At 53.4% G+C, this 16,853-nt stretch carries 16 protein-coding genes; 5 read left to right on the plus strand and 11 right to left on the minus strand.

Translation table 11 applies throughout. The features are described from left to right. Positions 1-155 precede the first annotated feature (155 nt). The 4 genes from lolC (at position 156) to cobB (ending at position 4,226) form a co-directional block, all read left to right on the plus strand. Complete coding sequence (lolC, locus tag PMPD1_RS09390; RefSeq protein ID WP_173633786.1) at positions 156-1,355, plus strand: lipoprotein-releasing ABC transporter permease subunit LolC; 1,200 nt, start codon at positions 156-158, stop codon at positions 1,353-1,355. Then, complete coding sequence (gene lolD, locus PMPD1_RS09395; RefSeq protein ID WP_173633787.1) at positions 1,348-2,052, plus strand: lipoprotein-releasing ABC transporter ATP-binding protein LolD; 705 nt, start codon at positions 1,348-1,350, stop codon at positions 2,050-2,052. The genes lolC and lolD overlap by 8 nt, the downstream gene beginning before the upstream one ends. Then, positions 2,052-3,293, plus strand: a complete 1,242-nt coding sequence (gene lolE / locus PMPD1_RS09400) for a lipoprotein-releasing ABC transporter permease subunit LolE (protein ID WP_173633788.1) — start codon at positions 2,052-2,054, stop codon at positions 3,291-3,293. The genes lolD and lolE overlap by 1 nt, the downstream gene beginning before the upstream one ends. Before the next feature lie 99 nt (positions 3,294-3,392). Beyond that, positions 3,393-4,226: a Sir2 family NAD+-dependent deacetylase gene (gene cobB, locus PMPD1_RS09405; protein ID WP_173633789.1), complete on the plus strand. Its 834-nt coding sequence runs from the start codon at positions 3,393-3,395 to the stop codon at positions 4,224-4,226. A 39-nt stretch (positions 4,227-4,265) separates the two neighbouring features. On the opposite strand, the gene potD is transcribed toward cobB, so the two are convergent. The 4 genes from potD to potA are packed head-to-tail and all read right to left on the minus strand — an operon-like array spanning position 4,266 to position 8,051. After that, entirely contained in the window at positions 4,266-5,309 is a 1,044-nt protein-coding gene (gene potD / locus PMPD1_RS09410) for a spermidine/putrescine ABC transporter substrate-binding protein PotD (RefSeq protein WP_173633790.1), read from the minus strand. Positions 5,310-5,312: 3 nt separating this feature from the next. Next, positions 5,313-6,095 (minus strand): spermidine/putrescine ABC transporter permease PotC, encoded by a 783-nt coding sequence (gene potC, locus PMPD1_RS09415; RefSeq protein ID WP_173633791.1) that lies wholly within the window; start codon positions 6,093-6,095, stop codon positions 5,313-5,315. Then, positions 6,092-6,952: a spermidine/putrescine ABC transporter permease PotB gene (potB, locus tag PMPD1_RS09420; protein WP_435529726.1), complete on the minus strand. Its 861-nt coding sequence runs from the start codon at positions 6,950-6,952 to the stop codon at positions 6,092-6,094. Before potB ends, potC begins: the two co-directional genes overlap by 4 nt. Further along, complete coding sequence (gene potA, locus PMPD1_RS09425) at positions 6,936-8,051, minus strand: spermidine/putrescine ABC transporter ATP-binding protein PotA (RefSeq protein WP_173633792.1); 1,116 nt, start codon at positions 8,049-8,051, stop codon at positions 6,936-6,938. Before potA ends, potB begins: the two co-directional genes overlap by 17 nt. Positions 8,052-8,314: 263 nt before the next feature. On the opposite strand from potA, the gene pepT reads away from it, so the two are divergent. Next, complete coding sequence (gene pepT, locus PMPD1_RS09430) at positions 8,315-9,535, plus strand: peptidase T (RefSeq protein WP_173633793.1); 1,221 nt, start codon at positions 8,315-8,317, stop codon at positions 9,533-9,535. Between the two features lie 78 nt (positions 9,536-9,613). On the opposite strand, the gene PMPD1_RS09435 is transcribed toward pepT, so the two are convergent. The 7 genes from PMPD1_RS09435 to PMPD1_RS09465 all read right to left on the minus strand — a co-directional run bounded on the left by PMPD1_RS09435 (position 9,614) and on the right by PMPD1_RS09465 (position 16,842). Next, positions 9,614-10,738: a ribosomal protein uL16 3-hydroxylase gene (locus PMPD1_RS09435; protein WP_173633794.1), complete on the minus strand. Its 1,125-nt coding sequence runs from the start codon at positions 10,736-10,738 to the stop codon at positions 9,614-9,616. 103 nt (positions 10,739-10,841) lie between these two features. Then, entirely contained in the window at positions 10,842-12,302 is a 1,461-nt protein-coding gene (phoQ, locus tag PMPD1_RS09440; protein WP_173633795.1) for a two-component system sensor histidine kinase PhoQ, read from the minus strand. 3 nt (positions 12,303-12,305) lie between these two features. Next, positions 12,306-12,974: a two-component system response regulator PhoP gene (gene phoP / locus PMPD1_RS09445; protein ID WP_173633796.1), complete on the minus strand. Its 669-nt coding sequence runs from the start codon at positions 12,972-12,974 to the stop codon at positions 12,306-12,308. Positions 12,975-13,086: 112 nt separating this feature from the next. Beyond that, on the minus strand, positions 13,087-14,457 hold the full coding sequence (gene purB / locus PMPD1_RS09450) for an adenylosuccinate lyase (protein ID WP_173633797.1): 1,371 nt from the start codon (positions 14,455-14,457) through the stop codon (positions 13,087-13,089). Positions 14,458-14,507: 50 nt separating this feature from the next. Then, on the minus strand, positions 14,508-15,149 hold the full coding sequence (gene hflD / locus PMPD1_RS09455) for a high frequency lysogenization protein HflD (protein ID WP_173633798.1): 642 nt from the start codon (positions 15,147-15,149) through the stop codon (positions 14,508-14,510). 27 nt (positions 15,150-15,176) lie between these two features. Then, positions 15,177-16,289 carry a tRNA 2-thiouridine(34) synthase MnmA gene (gene mnmA / locus PMPD1_RS09460; RefSeq protein WP_173633799.1) on the minus strand — a complete coding sequence of 371 codons (1,113 nt, stop codon included), beginning with the start codon at positions 16,287-16,289 and terminating at the stop codon, positions 15,177-15,179. Between the two features lie 118 nt (positions 16,290-16,407). Further along, complete coding sequence (locus tag PMPD1_RS09465) at positions 16,408-16,842, minus strand: NUDIX domain-containing protein (RefSeq protein WP_173633800.1); 435 nt, start codon at positions 16,840-16,842, stop codon at positions 16,408-16,410. Positions 16,843-16,853 lie beyond the last annotated feature (11 nt).

Below are 16,853 nucleotides of genomic sequence, written 5' to 3' on the forward strand. Positions count from 1 at the left end.
AAATGAGGTTGGCGTTTTTTTAAGCGAAAAGGATTTTTTGAATCATTCTGATGCATCTTTCCCCCGGACTCGGAGGCTTAGAGGTTCCATAAAGCAGGCGGCTCCTTTATCATCCTGAATACTTTGCCTTAACCACCGCCATAAAGACGGATTTCATGTATCAACCTGTCGCGTTATTTATCGGCTTGCGCTACATGCGCGGGCGTGCCGCAGACCGCTTTGGTCGGTTTGTCTCCTGGCTTTCCACCATCGGCATTACGCTTGGCGTGCTGGCGTTGGTAACCGTATTGTCGGTGATGAACGGCTTCGAGCAGGAGCTTGAGGGCAATATCCTCGGTTTGATGCCGCAAGCGTTGGTGACCAGCGATAAAGGCTCTATCAATCCACAACAGCTTCCTGCCGCCGGGCTGCACTTACAGGGCGTGAAACGCATCGCGCCGTTGACGACCGGCGATGTGGTGCTCCAGAGCGCGCGCAGCGTTGCAGTGGGCGTGATGCTGGGAATACAACCGGATGAGCAAGATCCGCTGACGCCTTATCTGGTTAATGTGCAGCAAAGCCGTCTGCAGGCAGGCCAGTACAATGTGATTTTGGGTGAGCAACTTGCCGGGCAGTTGGGCGTGAAGCGTGGCGATACGCTGCGCCTGATGGTGCCCTCCGCCAGTCAGTTTACGCCGATGGGGCGCATCCCCAGCCAACGTCTGTTCAATATCGTCGGTACCTTTGCCGCCAATAGCGAGGTGGATGGTTATCAACTGCTGGTTAACCAGCAAGATGCCTCGCGTCTGATGCGCTATCCGCTCGGTAACGTTACCGGTTGGCGTCTGTGGCTGGATAAACCGCTCGAGGTGGATAGCACCAGTCAGCAGGCGCTGCCAAACGGGCTAGTGTGGAAAGACTGGCGTGAGCGGAAGGGCGATCTCTTCCATGCGGTGCGGATGGAAAAAAATATGATGGGGTTACTGTTAAGCCTGATTGTTGCGGTTGCCGCGTTTAATATTATTACCTCGCTGGGTCTGCTGATTATGGAGAAGCAGGGCGAAGTGGCGATTTTGCAAACCCAGGGGTTAACCCGTCGGCAAATTATGCTGGTGTTTATGGTGCAAGGCGCTAGCGCCGGTATTATTGGCGCGCTGTTGGGAACGCTACTCGGCGTCCTGCTCGCCAGCCAGCTTAATAACCTGATGCCGATTATCGGCCTGTTTCTCGACGGCGCTGCGCTGCCGGTCGCTATTTCGCCCTGGCAGGTGCTCACCATTGGGCTTACCGCGATGATTGTGGCTTTGCTGTCCACGCTTTACCCTTCCTGGCGCGCCGCCGCCGTTCAACCCGCCGAGGCTTTACGCTATGAGTAATTCGATTCTGTTGCAATGTAACGATCTGTGCAAACGCTATCAGGAAGGCAGCGTACAGACCGATGTGCTGCGTAACGTCTCTTTCAGTATCCAGGCCGGCGAAATGATGGCGATTGTCGGGAGTTCCGGTTCGGGCAAAAGTACCTTGTTGCACTTGTTAGGCGGGCTGGACTCGCCAACCTCGGGCGAGGTCATTTTTAACGGTAGCTCGCTGAATGCGATGTCCTCTTCGGCGAAAGCTGAGCTGCGTAACCGCGAGTTGGGTTTTATTTATCAGTTTCATCACCTGTTACCCGACTTCACGGCGTTAGAGAATGTGGCGATGCCATTGTTGATTGGCAAGAAAGCCAAAAATGAAGCCCAGGATCGCGCCCGGGAGATGCTCAGCGCGGTGGGGTTAGAAAAGCGTGCGGCGCATCGCCCCTCCGAACTGTCCGGCGGTGAACGCCAGCGCGTCGCCATTGCCCGTGCGCTGGTGAATAATCCGCGGTTGGTGATGGCGGATGAACCAACCGGTAACCTGGACGCGCGCAATGCCGATGCGATTTTCGATCTGCTGGGTGAGTTAAATGCGCGCCAGGGTACCGCGTTTTTGGTGGTAACCCATGATCTCCACCTGGCAAAACGTCTACCGCGTCAGATGGAGATGCGTGATGGTCACCTGGAAGGTGAGATCACCCTGGCGGGAGCGTTGTAATGGCGTCATTATCGCTTCTGTTGGGCCTGCGTTTTAGCCGTGGACGGCGGCGCGGCGGCATGGTTTCGTTGATCTCGGTGATTTCGACCGTTGGCATTGCGCTGGGCGTAGCGGTATTGATTGTCGGATTAAGCGCCATGAACGGTTTCGAGCGCGAGCTAAATAACCGTATCCTGGCGGTGGTTCCTCACGGTGAAATTGAACCGGTCAATCAGCCGTTTAACGGCTGGCGGCAGACTATCCCGCGCATCGAAAAGGTGCCGGGGATTGCCGCCGCCGCGCCCTATGTTAACTTCACCGGGTTGGTTGAGAGCGGCGCTAAACTGCAGGCGATTCAGGTAAAAGGGGTCGATCCGCAGCAAGAGACGCGTTTAAGCGCGCTGCCGAGATTTGTACAGAATAATGCCTGGTCGACCTTTGCGCCGAATAAGCAACAGATCATTATTGGCAGTGGGATGGCAAAATCGCTCAATGTGCAGCAAGGGGATTGGCTAACGCTGATGATCCCGAATAGCGATGGGCAAAATAAATTGTTGCAGCCGAAACGTATTCGTCTACAAATCAGCGGTATTTTGCAACTGAGCGGTATGCTCGATCATAGCCTGGCGCTGGTGCCATTAGTCGATGCGCAGCACTATCTGGATATGGGTGACAACGTCACCGGTATCGCCTTGAAAATGAATGACCCCTTTAGCGCCGGGAAACTCGTTCGCGATGCCGGCGAAGTGACCCATGCTTATGTCTATATTCGTAGCTGGATTGGCACCTACGGCTATATGTACCGGGATATTCAAATGATCCGCGCCATTATGTATTTAGCCATGGTGCTGGTGATTGGCGTCGCCTGTTTTAACATTGTTTCCACGCTGGTGATGGCGGTAAAAGATAAAAGTAGTGATATTGCGGTGCTACGTACCCTTGGGGCGAAAGATGGCCTGATCCGGGCGATATTTGTCTGGTACGGCTTACGCGCCGGGTTGCTGGGTAGCGTAAGCGGCGTGGTGGTGGGCGTGCTGGCGGCGCTAAACCTGACGGCGATTATCCGGGTGATAGAGCGCCTGATCGGGCATCATTTTTTGTCGGGAGACATCTATTTTATCGATTTTCTGCCGTCTGAATTGCACTGGTTGGATGTGATTTCGGTGCTGGCGACGGCGATTGTGCTGAGCTTGCTGGCAAGCTGGTATCCGGCCCGGCGCGCGAGTCGCATCGATCCGGCACGGGTATTGAGCGGACAATAGTGTTACTGACGCCGGTAAGCGGCTATTTTAGCGGCGGAACTGGGCGGCACAGCGCGGCTGGCGGCCCCGTTCCGTTTCTTGGGTAATTAAGGAGTTTTTATGCGCACACCCCGTCGTCGACTGCGTATCGCGCGTTACAGAAAGAGCAAACGTAAGGTGCATCAGCGCTTTCGCCAGCGTATTTTTGAGCGTGACCGTCAGGCGGAATTAGCCGCGCATCCACAGCCGCGGGTGGTGGTGCTCACCGGCGCCGGGATCTCTGCCGAGTCCGGTATTCGTACTTTTCGCGCCGAAGATGGTTTATGGGAAGAGCACCGGGTAGAGGATGTTGCGACGCCGGAAGGTTTCGCCCGTGACCCGGCGCAGGTTCAGGCCTTTTATAACGCACGCCGCCGCCAGCTAACCCAGACGGACGTTCATCCGAATGCTGCACATCAGGCGCTGTCTGAAATGGAATCGGTACTGGGCGATAACTTTCTGTTAGTGACGCAAAATATCGATAACCTGCACGAACGCGCCGGCAGCGAGCGGGTGCTGCATATGCATGGCGAACTACTAAAAGTACGTTGTTCCGTCAGCGGGCAGGTTCTGGAGTGGAGCGGTGACGTTAACCCGGAAGACCGCTGTCACTGCTGCCAGTTCCCGGCGCCGTTACGCCCGCATGTGGTGTGGTTTGGTGAAATGCCGCTCGGCATGGATGAGATTTATCAGGCGCTGGCGCAGGCGGACTATTTTATTGCTATTGGTACCTCAGGGCATGTTTATCCGGCGGCGGGTTTCGTTCATGAGGCGAAATTGCAGGGCGCGCATACCGTGGAGCTTAATCTTGAACCGAGCCAGGTAGGCAGTGAATTTGCCGAAAAACACTATGGCCTGGCGAGTGAAGTGGTTCCGAAATACGTTAAAAGCTTTTTGATGGGTCTGTATAAATAACCGTTCCCGGCCAGCCATGGCGCTGGCCGGGTTGCCAACTTAGCGCCCGGCTTTCAGTTTCTGAAACAGTGTTTCATACTGCACACTGGCGGCGCCCACATCATCCTGCCACTCGCCATTTTTAATAATGGCATTATCCGGGTAGAGCGATTTATCGTCCGCCACCGCTTTCGGCAGCAGTTTTCGCGCCGCCAGGTTAGGCGTTGGGTAGCCAATGGTTTCGGCGACTTTCGCTGCGACGTCAGGGCGTAACAGGAAGTTAATCAGTTTCAGCGCGCCCTGTTTGTTTTTGGCATTGGCGGGGATCGCCAGGCTATCCATCCAGAAGATACCGCCTTCTTTCGGCCAAATAATCTGCAATGGGGTGCCTGCCTGGCGTGCGACATACGCTGAGCCGTTCCACACCATGCCAAGATTGACTTCGCCTTCCATAAACGGATTCCCTGGGTTATCAGAGTTAAAGGCCAGTACGTTAGGCATTAACTTTTTGAGTTCCTGATACGCCGCGTCAATCTGTTTCGGGTCGGTGGTATTACCGGAGTAGCCCAGCTTCCGCAATGCAACCTGGAAGACCTCACGCGCATCGTCAGTGAGCAACAGGCTCTGTTTATATTCGGGTTTCCAGAGGTCGGCCCAACGGGTCACGGTCGCCGGGTCAATTTCGTCACTATTAACGCCAATCGCGGTCGCGCCCCAGATGTAAGGGATCGAGTAATCGTTATTCGGATCGAACGATTTATTCAGCAGGTTAGGATCGAGGTTGTGGAAGTTGGATAACTGAGACTTGTCGATCTTCTGAATCATGCCTTCGTTACGCATTTTAGCCACGAAATAGGTGGAGGGCACCACCAAGTCATAAGCGCCATCTTTATAGGTTTTCAGCTTGGCGTACATGCTTTCGTTGGATTCGTAAGTCGAATAAATAACTTTGATGCCGGTCTCTTTGGTGAACTGTTCCAACAGACCCGGCGGCACGTATTCGGTCCAATTGTAGAAATAGAGCGTATTATTGTCGGCGGCAACGGCGCTGTGTAAGCCTAACGCTAGCGCCCCGGCGGCCAGCATACAAGACCATTTCTTCATCACTTATCCTCGTAGTTTGGTTTTATCACGCAGTAACAACTGGCTGAAGGCCACCAGCAACAGCGACAGCACCATTAGAATCGTCGCCAACGCATTGACTTCAGGCGATACGCCAACTTTAACCATTGAGTAAATCTTCAAGGGCAGAATTTCATACGCCGGGCCGGTCACGAATGATGAAACCACCACATCATCCATCGAGAGGGTAAAGCTGAGTAACCAGCCAGCCGCCACCGCCGGTAATGCCAGCGGTAGAATAATTTTTCGTAGAATGGTGATCTCACTGGCACCCAGATCTTTTGCCGCTTCCAGCATCCGCACATCAAAACCTTTCAGCCGCGAATACACGGTAATGACCACGAAAGGGAGGCAGAAGGTGATATGGGAAAACAGCAGTGACCAGAAACCGAGAGAGACGCCAAGCAGCATAAACAGCACCAGCAGCGAGATGGCCATAACAATATCTGGCGACATCATCACCACAAACAGCATTCCGCTGACAAAAGGTTTGCCGCGAAAGTGATAGCGGTAAAGCGCTACAGCGGTGAGCGCGCCAATCAGCGTGGCGAAGCTGGCGGACAGCACGCCCATCACCAGCGAATGTTTTGCCGCCTGAATCAAGCTATCGTTGTTCACCAGTAGGCCATACCACTGGGTGCTGAATCCCTGCCAGTTAATGCCAAAGCGTGAGGCATTAAAAGAGTTGACGATCAGAATCACAATCGGGATATACAGCCACGCGTAAATAACCAACATAAAGCTGCCGCGCAGTGTGCGTCCTATCATTCCAGCTCCACCTTTTTATTCAGCAACCGCGCGGCGCGCCAGTAAATCAGCAGCATCAGCCCCATAATCAGCGTCAAAACGATGCTGGTCGCGGCGCCGAAAGGCCAGTCGCGGATATTCAGGAACTGGCTTTTGATCACGTTACCAATCAGTAAATTTTTCGCGCCGCCCATCAAATCGGCAACGTAAAACAACCCCATTGCCGGTAATAAAACCAGCAGACACCCCGCCACAATGCCTGGCATGGTCAGCGGAAGAATAATGCGAATAAAGGTTTGTACTTTACTGGCGCCGAGATCGCGCGCCGCCTCCAGGCACGACTTATCCAATTTTTCCAGGCTGGAGTAGAGCGGCATCACCATAAACGGTAGCAGGATATAAACCAGCCCCATGATCACCGCGTCGGAGGTAAACATAATGCGAAACGGTTTCTCAATCACCCCCAGCCACAGCAAGAAATCATTTAACCAGCCGCGTGTGCTGAGGAAAATTTTCAGACCATAGATGCGGATCAGTGAATTGGTCCAGAAAGGAACAATCAGCAGGAATAGCATTAATGGACGCAGACGCTGCGGTAATTTGGTTAGACACCAGGCGAATGGGTAACCCAGCACCAAACAGCAGAGAGTGGCGATAATGGCCATATTCAGCGAGTGCAGCAGAACTTCGGCGTACAGCGGATCAATCAGCCGTGCGTAATTGTCGAGTGTGAACACCAGCTTGACGAAATTCGCGTCATCACGGGTCAGAAAGCTGGTGGCGATAATCATCAGGTTTGGCAGGAACACAAACAGCGCCAGCCAACTAACGATTAGCGTAATGACGACTTTCTGAAAACGGTTACGCATCATTTTCATCAGGCAGCACCACCTCCCAGCTCTCTACCCAATTAACCGCCATTTTTTGATTCAGTGAGTGGTCAAAATCGGGATCGTCTTCGTTGAAGAACTCGCTAACGGTGACCAATTTGCCATTTTCCAGCTCAACGGTGGACTCCAACGTCATGCCTTTATAGTTACGTTCGCGCACGTAGCCGATCAGACCCTCAACGTTTTCGCTATCGCCAATCTCTTCGACGCGCAAGTCTTCCGGACGTAGCAGCACATGTAACTTTTGTCCGGGCTCGACCGCGAAAGGTACCTGAATATCGCATTCGCGGCCTTCCACGCGCGCGCGGACGCGTTGGGCATCTAGCCGGGTAATCACGTCGGCGTCGAACACATTAATTTCACCGATAAACCGCGCGACAAACAGGTTTTTGGGCTCTTCATAGATTTCCCGCGGCGTGCCATCCTGCTCAATGCGCCCGTCGCGCATCACCACAATCCGGTCAGACATGGTGAGTGCTTCTTCCTGATCGTGGGTAACGAACACGAAAGTAATACCGAGTTTACGTTGCAATGCTTTTAGTTCGTTTTGCATTTGCCGACGTAGCTTATAGTCGAGGGCGGACAGGGACTCATCTAACAACAGCACTTTCGGACGATTAACCACCGCGCGCGCAATCGCCACGCGCTGCTGTTGACCACCGGAAAGCTGATGTGGGCGCCGGTCGGCAAAACGCTCCAGTTGCACCATCGCTAATGCGTCATTAACCCGGGCGGTCAGTTCTGCCGCCGGGGTTTTTTGCATACGCAGGCCAAAAGCAACGTTTTCAAATACCGACATATGCGGAAATAGCGCATAGCTCTGAAACACGGTATTAACGTGGCGATGTTCGGCAGGCTGCCGGGTAATGGCTTCACCATCCAGAATGATTTCGCCGCTGTCGGTTTCTTCTAAACCGGCGATTAAACGTAAAATAGTGGTTTTTCCGCAGCCGGATGGCCCCAGCAACGTAATAAATTCGCCGTGGTGAATGGTCAGGTTAAAGTCGGCGATAATTTCTTTGCCGTCAAAAGCTTTACTGATGCCAGAAAGCGTAACCAGCGCCTGTCGCGCGCGTGTTTGCGTCATTTTAGTCACTCAGTCCGATGTCATGTAGCGGAGCAAAACCGCTTTTATTAGTGTAATCACGACGGTCGACCCGCCAAAGTCAGGGGCGGGATAATACCTTAAATCTGCGCTAAAGCCATGCCTGGTGATGTTTTCCCGCCGAATACGGCGATAAAAACGCGTTTTTAGTCATCGCGCACTAAGATCTACTAGCATGACCTGACGCAATACTCTGCGTCGAGAGGATTCACATAATAACAGCCAGGCATTCAGAGGGACGCGAGATGAACCAGTTACTCGATCGTTTTTTAAATTACGTTTCGTATGATACACAGTCAAAAAGTCATGTACGGCAGGTGCCCAGCACGGAAGGGCAATGGCGCCTGGCGCGTCTATTGCAAGAAGAGTTACAAACCTTAGGCTTTGTGGAGGTGACGCTGAGCGAACATGGCTGTGTGATGGGGACCTTGCCAGCCAATACCGATAAGCCTACGCCGGTCATCGGTTTTATTGCGCATATGGATACCTCTCCGGACTTTACCGCCAAACAGGTCAACCCGCAGATTGTAGAACACTATCGCGGTGGCGATATTGCCTTAGGGATGGGAGACGAAGTGCTGTCGCCAGTAATGTTCCCGGTACTGCATCAACTCTTGGGGCATACCTTAATTACTACCGATGGCAAAACCTTGCTGGGCGCCGATGATAAGGCCGGTATTGCGGAAATCATGACCGCGATGGCGCGCCTTGCACAGAGTGCCGAGCCGCACGGAAAAATCCGCGTGGCGTTTACGCCTGATGAGGAGATTGGCAAAGGTACGGTTCATTTTGATGTTGCCGCATTCGGCGCCGATTGGGCGTATACCATTGATGGCGGCGGCATTGGTGAATTCGAGTTTGAGAACTTTAATGCCGCCTCGGCGACAGTAAAAATAACCGGTAATAATGTACATCCCGGCACGGCAAAAGGGGTGATGGTGAACGCGTTGGAGTTGGCGATGCGTTTTCATGCCGAGGTCCCCGAACAGGAAACGCCGCAACGTACTGCCGGATATGAAGGTTTTTACCATCTTCATGGCATGAAAGGCAGCGTCGATCGCGCTGAATTATCGTATATCGTGCGTGATTTTGAGCGTGATAATTTTGCCCGGCGTAAACAGACATTGCAGGAGATCGCTAAACGCGTTGGAAAAGGGCTACCGGCGGATTGTCATCTCGATGTCACGATTGAGGACACCTATTATAATATGCGCGAGAAAGTGGAAGCCCATCCGCATGTGATTGAGCTGGCGCTACAGGCGATGCGGGATTGCAATATTGAACCCGATGTGAAGCCGATTCGCGGCGGTACCGATGGCGCGTCGCTCTCTTTTATGGGTTTACCCTGTCCGAACCTGTTTACCGGCGGCTATAACTATCACGGTAAGCATGAGTTTGCTTCGCTGAATAATATGGAAAAAGCGGTCGAGGTGATTGTGCGCATTGCACAACGCGCGGCGGAGTAGTGGCGAGGGATGGCGGCGTGTTTCACCGCGACGAGGACGACAATGGCCGGGTTTCCCCGGCCATTTAATCCCTAAAAGCTACTCGTCGCCGAAGAACCAATATCCGCTATTCACCAGGGCGGCAAGCTGGGCGAGAAATGAGGGGTCGTCCAACGCATCGGCGAAATCTTCTTGCCTCACTACGCTATGGTGCGCCAGGCTGTTAAGCGCCTGCTGATGTACACTCTCAATTTGCTCGCCGTTAACAAACACTGTATCGCCAATACGCAATACCCGTAGCCCGCCAAGACGCGTTAGCGTATCGCCCTGCTGCAACGCATCATAGATTTCATCCGGCTGATAGGGCGGCTCCGGCGGCGCAATATCCAACTCATGGCGTGACTGGGAGATAAATTCGCCAAACCACTGTTCAAAATGGTCGGGTTGATTGATGACATCCAGCATCATTTGCCGAATCCCGGCGATTTCCTGCGGCAAAATAGTGGCGGGACAATCGCGACCTTGAACTGCCGGATCGCTAAACCGGTGGCTACCCAGTTCATGCGCCAAAACATAATCGGCAAATCCGCTGATCAGTTCACGGCCGCTTGGCGCCCGGAAACCGACCGAGTAATTGACGGCATTTTCCAGCGAGTAGCCTTCATGAGGGAAGCCTGGCGGAATATAGAGAATGTCGCCTGGTTCCATCTCTTCATCAATAATCGCATCAAACGGCTCAACCTGTAACAGGTCGGGATGCGGGCAGTGTTGCTTCATTGGCACTTTGTCGCCCACGCGCCAGCGACGGCGGCCCGTACCCTGAATGATAAACACATCGTACTGGTCGAAATGTGGGCCAACGCCGCCGCCCGGCACCGAAAAGGAGATCATTAGATCGTCAATACGCCAGTCGGGTAAAAAACGAAAAGGGCGCATTAACGCGGCAGAGGCTTCATGCCAATGATCGACCGCTTGTACCAGCAGCGACCAGTTACTTTCACCGAGGTGATCGTAACTTTCGAACGGCCCGTGGCTCACTTGCCATTTACCGTTTTGATGGCTGACCAGACGACTGTCGACTTCCGGCTCCATCGCCAGGCCAGCGAGCTCATCCGGTGAGATAGGGTCGACAAAGTGTTTAAAGCCGCGTTTTAACACCACCGGTCGTTTCTGCCAGTAGCGCTGTAAAAAGTCGGGCCAGTCGAGGTCAAGCTGATAGTCCATACAATATTTCCGTAAAGGCGGTAAGTTACCGTAAGTATATACCCGTCATACTTCAGTTAGCGACGCGCGCTTATCTATGCGAATGATTCAGGGTATACGCTCTCTATTCGTGGGTGTGCTCAATTTCCTGTCGCCGGAAAATGACTTCCATCCTGGCGCCGCCTAACGGGCTGGTTCCGGCGAGAATATCGCCTGCATATTGTTCGAGAATATCGCGCGCGACCGCCAGCCCAAGCCCCTGGCCCGGACGTAAAGTATCGGCCCGCTGGCCGCGCAGGAAAATGACATCGCGCTTACTTTCCGGGATCCCTGGGCCGTCATCCTCAACGATCAAATGTAAGGTATCGTCGGTTTGTCGGGCGCTAATTTCGACAAACTCCAGGCAATACTTGCAGGCGTTATCCAGCACGTTACCCATCACTTCCATAAAATCATTCTGGTCGCCGGTAAAGGTGAGTTCTGGCGAAATATCCAGCGACAGAGAGACGCCTTTACGCTGATAAACTTTATTTAGCGCCGAACAAAGGCTGTCTAGCGAGGCAGATACTGAGTGCAGTTCGCGTTTCAAGGGGTTGTGATCGGCCTGCATGCTGGCGCGGTGCAAATAGTAGCCAATTTGCTGGGAGATGCGGCTAATTTGCTCCAACATAATCGGTTCGGCTTGTTCAACCGACAGCGTTTTCCCGCCGCGTAATGAGCGTAGCGTACTCTGTAGCACCGCCAATGGCGTTTTAAGGCTGTGGGTTAAATCTGAAAGCGTAGTGCGATAGCGCGTATAACGCTGACGCTCATTATCCAGTAGCAGGTTGAGATTGCGCACCAGGCTGCGTAATTCCAGCGGCGGATTGGGTTCCAGCGTTTCACGTTGGCTGCTCTCCAGTTCGCGGATTTGCGTTGCCAACACGCCAATAGGGCGCAGGCTCCAGTGCGCCGCCAGCCACAATAGCGGGATCACCAAAATCAAGTTGACCAACAAGACATAGCTGAACCACGACCAAACCACATCTGAATGCTGTAACTCCTGCGGAATCGAATCCACCACCACAATTGTCAGGGCGGGCAGATTGGTGGTGGCATCATAACGGTTCACCGCCACCGAGTGGGTAAAGGTGTCATCGCCATCATCATCATAGTCATGCAGCTTGTTTTGCGCGTCGAGGTTGTTACCCAACGCTTCGCGGCTGGTGCGATTGTTGGTATCAATTTCGTAGAAGTCGGATTTTTTTAACCATTCAGGGCGGATTTTTTTGCGGATTTCCGGCACATCGCGCTGTTGCCACAGCAGTTTTCCGCGTTCGTCATAAATGTAAACCAGCGTCGGGAAGTTAAGTGTGACGCGCTCCGGCTGAATAATGGTCAACTTATTGTTTTGCCACTGGGCCAGGGTAAAAAACAAATTACTCTCGCCGCGCATCACGCGGTAAGTGTTTTTATCAAAACTAACCACGTAACCGACTACCGCCACCATGCCGTAGGAGAGTGACAAGATCAGGACGACGGCAGCCGTCGCCAGTAAAAAGCGGGCGCGCAGTGAAAAGGGGGCTTTACGCTTAGGAATACGCATGCGTTACAAATCGAAACGGTAACCCTGGCCGCGCACTGTGGTGATCACTTCGGTGGCGTGTTCGGCGAGGATTTTCTTGCGCAGACGCCCCATCAATACATCAATGGTATGACTTTCGCGCAGCTCCGCATCGGGGTACAACTGCAGCATTAACGAGTCTTTACTGACCACTTTACCGGCGTTGCGGATCAGGGTTTCCATAATCGTGTACTCAAAGGCAGTCAGCTTAATTTGCTTATCGTTCACCGTTAGTTCACGACGCGAGAGATCGACCTGAAACGGCGCCAGGCTGATAATTTGCGAAGCAAGGCCACTGTTGCGGCGCATCAACGCCTGCATACGCGCCACCACTTCCTCAATATGGAAAGGTTTGGTGACATAATCATCGGCGCCGGCTTCCAGCGCGGCCACTTTCGCCTGCCAACCTTCACGGGCGGTAAGCACCAGAATAGGTTGTTTGACCTCAAGGGCGCGCCAGCGGCGAATCAACGACATACCGTCTTCATCAGGCAGACCGAGGTCTACCAGCGTAATATCGGGCGCATGTTCGTTTAGGAAATAATCCGCCTCTTTGGCGCCTTCCGCCGCATCAACCTGATGGCCCATTTCGCGTAGCTGCACCGAGAGGTGATGACGCAAGAGAGCATTATCTTCCACAACTAAAACGCGCATAAGTCTTTCCTTCATAACAAGCCGAAACCAGATGAAACCTGTGCCGAGTATAGTTGAGAGCGAATAAACCGGAGGTTAACGTGGGCCCCGCTATCGAGGCCCGACAGCGGGATTATTTCAGGTCATCAACCATCTGAATAGCCCGGCCAAGATAATTGGCGGGCGTCATCTGCTTCAGACGGGTTTTGACCTCTTCCGGCAGGGCCAGGCTGTCAATAAACGCCTGCATACCGGCAGCATCCACGCGCTTACCGCGCGTCAACTCCTTCAACTTCTCATACGGCTTTTCAATTCCGTAGCGGCGCATAACCGTTTGGATTGGCTCGGCCAACACTTCCCAGTTGTTATTTAACTCCTCTAGCAGGCGCTCGCGGTTCACTTCCAGTTTGGATACGCCTTTTAGCGTTGACTGATAAGCGATCAGTGCATAACCAACGCCAACGCCGAGGTTACGCAACACGGTCGAATCGGTTAGATCGCGTTGCCAGCGTGAAACCGGTAACTTGCTGGCAAGGTGCTGTAACACCGCGTTTGATAAACCAAGATTCCCCTCGGAGTTTTCGAAATCGATAGGGTTAACCTTATGCGGCATGGTGGAGGAGCCAATTTCACCGGCGATGGTTTTTTGTTTGAAATGGTTCAACGCAATGTAGCCCCACACGTCACGATCAAAATCGATCAGGATGGTGTTAAAGCGTGCGATGCAATCAAACAATTCGGCAATGTAATCGTGCGGTTCAATTTGCGTGGTATACGGGTTCCAGTTAATGCCAAGCGAGGTAACAAAGGCTTCGCTTAGCTGATGCCAGTCCACCTCCGGATAGGCGGCAATGTGCGCGTTGTAGTTACCCACCGCGCCATTAATTTTGCCCAATATTTCGACGTGCTCCAGTTGGCGTAGCTGGCGCTCCATACGCCAGGCGACGTTGGCCATCTCTTTACCCATGGTAGATGGCGTCGCAGGCTGACCGTGTGTGCGTGAGAGCAGGGGAATATCGCGGTATTGCACCGCCAGGTTTTTTACTGCAGCAATGATTTTTTGCCACTCTGGTAAGATAACCTCGCGCCGCGCCGTGTTGAGCATCAGGGCATGTGACAGGTTGTTAATATCTTCAGAAGTACAGGCGAAATGGATAAATTCCGAGACGGCATGCAGCGCAGGAAACCCGGCCACTTTCTCTTTCAGGAAATACTCGACCGCTTTCACATCGTGGTTGGTGGTGCGCTCAATGGTTTTGATGCGTGCCGCGTCATTTTGATTAAAATTGGCGACAATTGCGTCAAGGAAAGCGTTTGCGTCGGCGTCAAAAGCAGGAACTTCCTTGATCTCTGCGGTCGCGGCCAGTTTCTGTAACCAGCGAACTTCAACCTCAACGCGAAATTTCAGCAAACCGTATTCGCTGAAAATGGCGCGTAGCGGGCTGACTTTGTCGCCGTAACGACCATCGACAGGTGAGACGGCGGTCAGAGAGGATAATTCCATCAGTGCAACTCCTGAATCATTTAACAAAGGGTTGGACGGCATGTTCGGCATCAGTATGCCGAATTCATGCTGGCTAAAATACGTTTCGCCTCACTGGCCAGGCGATTACGGGAAAACATTAATTGCAGGCGTCCACCGCCCACCTGGCGCCATAGTACCGCCGAGCGAATGCCTGCCAGCAGCGCCGCGCGCACCCGGCTTTGAATTTGCGAGTTTTGTAAGATTGCCGGCGAGCCGGTGACCTGAATACGTGGGCCGAGAGGGCTTATCACATCGACATAGATACCGGCCATCGCGCCGGTAATGGTTTCAGATTCCAGTTCGTAATGAGCCAGTTGGCGATCAAGCTGCGCGATACGTTGTGCCAGCGTATTCAGCGCGCCTTTACTGGCGCTCAGTTTGCGCTCCAGCACCATCAGACTGAGGGTATAACGGGTAAGCTCAGCGCCTGCGCCCTGGCGACTGGTGCTATTTAATACCGCTAATAGCGTTTCTAACCCAAAACGCAGCCCGTTAGGATCATTGCCGTAAACCGCGAGCGTAGAAGGCGGATTCAGATCCAATACGCTGCGCAGCGAGGTTTTCAACGCCTCATCATCGCAATGCCCCTGATGCGCCAATTGCTGAACCAAATGTGCGGATTGGCAAATACCCGCCAGCGCCAGCGTAATATCATAGTAATTCTTAGCCACGGTTCCTCCCGTGCTGCGCCGGGCGCATTAGGCTTGCACCAGCGGCAGGCGCTCTTCAATGATTCCGCCGCCCAAACAAACCTCATCAAGGTAAAAGACCGCCGATTGACCAGGCGTCACCGCCGCCACTGGCTGATCAAAACGAACCTCAATATGGTCATCGCCCAGCGGCGTAATCAGGCAGGGAATATCGGTTTGACGGTAACGTGTTTTCACCGTGCAACGCAGCGGCTCACGCAGCGTTTCCCGGCTAACCCAGTGTAATTGACGCGCCACCAGGCCGACAGACATCAGACGCGGATGGTCACCGCCTTGCGCGACGACCAGGCGATTACTGGCAACATCTTTATCTACCACATACCACGGATTATCGTTGCTCTCTTTCAGCCCGCCGATGCCCAGCCCTTTGCGTTGACCTAAGGTGTGATACATCAACCCCTGGTGCTCGCCAACCACTTGGCCATCAACGGTAACGATCACGCCGGGTTGCGCAGGTAGATAGCGACCAAGGAAATCGCGGAATTTACGTTCGCCGATGAAACAGATGCCGGTGGAATCTTTTTTCTTCGCGGTCACGAGATCTAACTGTTCGGCAAGGCGGCGAACTTCCGGTTTTTCCAGTTCGCCAACCGGGAACAGGCTCTGCGCAATTTGCTGGTGGCTGAGCGTGTAGAGGAAATAACTTTGGTCTTTGTTATCATCCAGCCCACGCAGCAGGCGGCTTGTGCCGTCAATATCCTGGCGGCGCACATAGTGACCGGTCGCAATATAGTCGGCGCCAAGATCTTCGGCAGCGAACTCAAGGAAGGCTTTAAACTTGATCTCTTTGTTACAGAGAATATCCGGATTCGGTGTGCGGCCCGCTTTGTACTCTTCGAGAAAGTGTTCAAACACATTGTCCCAGTACTCGGCGGCAAAGTTGACTTTATGCAACTTGATGCCCAGTTTGTCGCACACCGCTTGCGCGTCAGCCAGATCGTCCGCCGCGGTGCAATACTCCTCACCGTCATCCTCCTCCCAGTTCTTCATGAACAGGCCTTCGACCTGGTATCCCTGCTGTTGCAGTAACCAGGCGGAAACGGAAGAATCAACGCCGCCGGACATCCCGACGATCACTTTTTTCTGGCTGTTGTCAGACATGACGCACTCACGATAAGGAATAAAAACAGGCGGCGTATTCTAGCATGCGACACCGCGCCGCGCACTCTTACAAAATGCCCACTCAACCGGGGCTTCAGCCGGTGGCGACCTCTCGCCGCTAAAATGCCTGCAAAAGAGAGAGCGGGTAGCGTACGCCGCTTTGCCAGATACGCACACTCTCGGCAACCAACGGCGAGCGCAGATTATCGGCGTTAATAATCTGCTCCGGCGGTAGCCACCAGCAGCGATCAATATCATCGTCCTGTGGTATAGCGGGCTGGCGCTCAGGCAGATCGAGCGCAAATAAAAAACGCAGAAAAGGGGTGGCGTCCGGCGCTGTCCACTGTTGTACACCAAGAAAAGAGTGCGGCTGCGCCTGAATACCTGTTTCCTCCTGCAGTTCGCGACTGGCGGCCTGTAGCAGTGTTTCATTGGCTTCCAGATGCCCTGCCGGTTGGTTCCAGGTCGCAACGCCACGGATAGTTTCTTCCACAATGAGCAGGTGGCCTTCCGCCTGTACCACACAGGCAACGGTGGCGTGAGGTTTAAACATAAAACATCCTC

The organism is Paramixta manurensis (assembly GCF_013285385.1).
Lineage (GTDB): Bacteria > Pseudomonadota > Gammaproteobacteria > Enterobacterales > Enterobacteriaceae > Paramixta > Paramixta manurensis.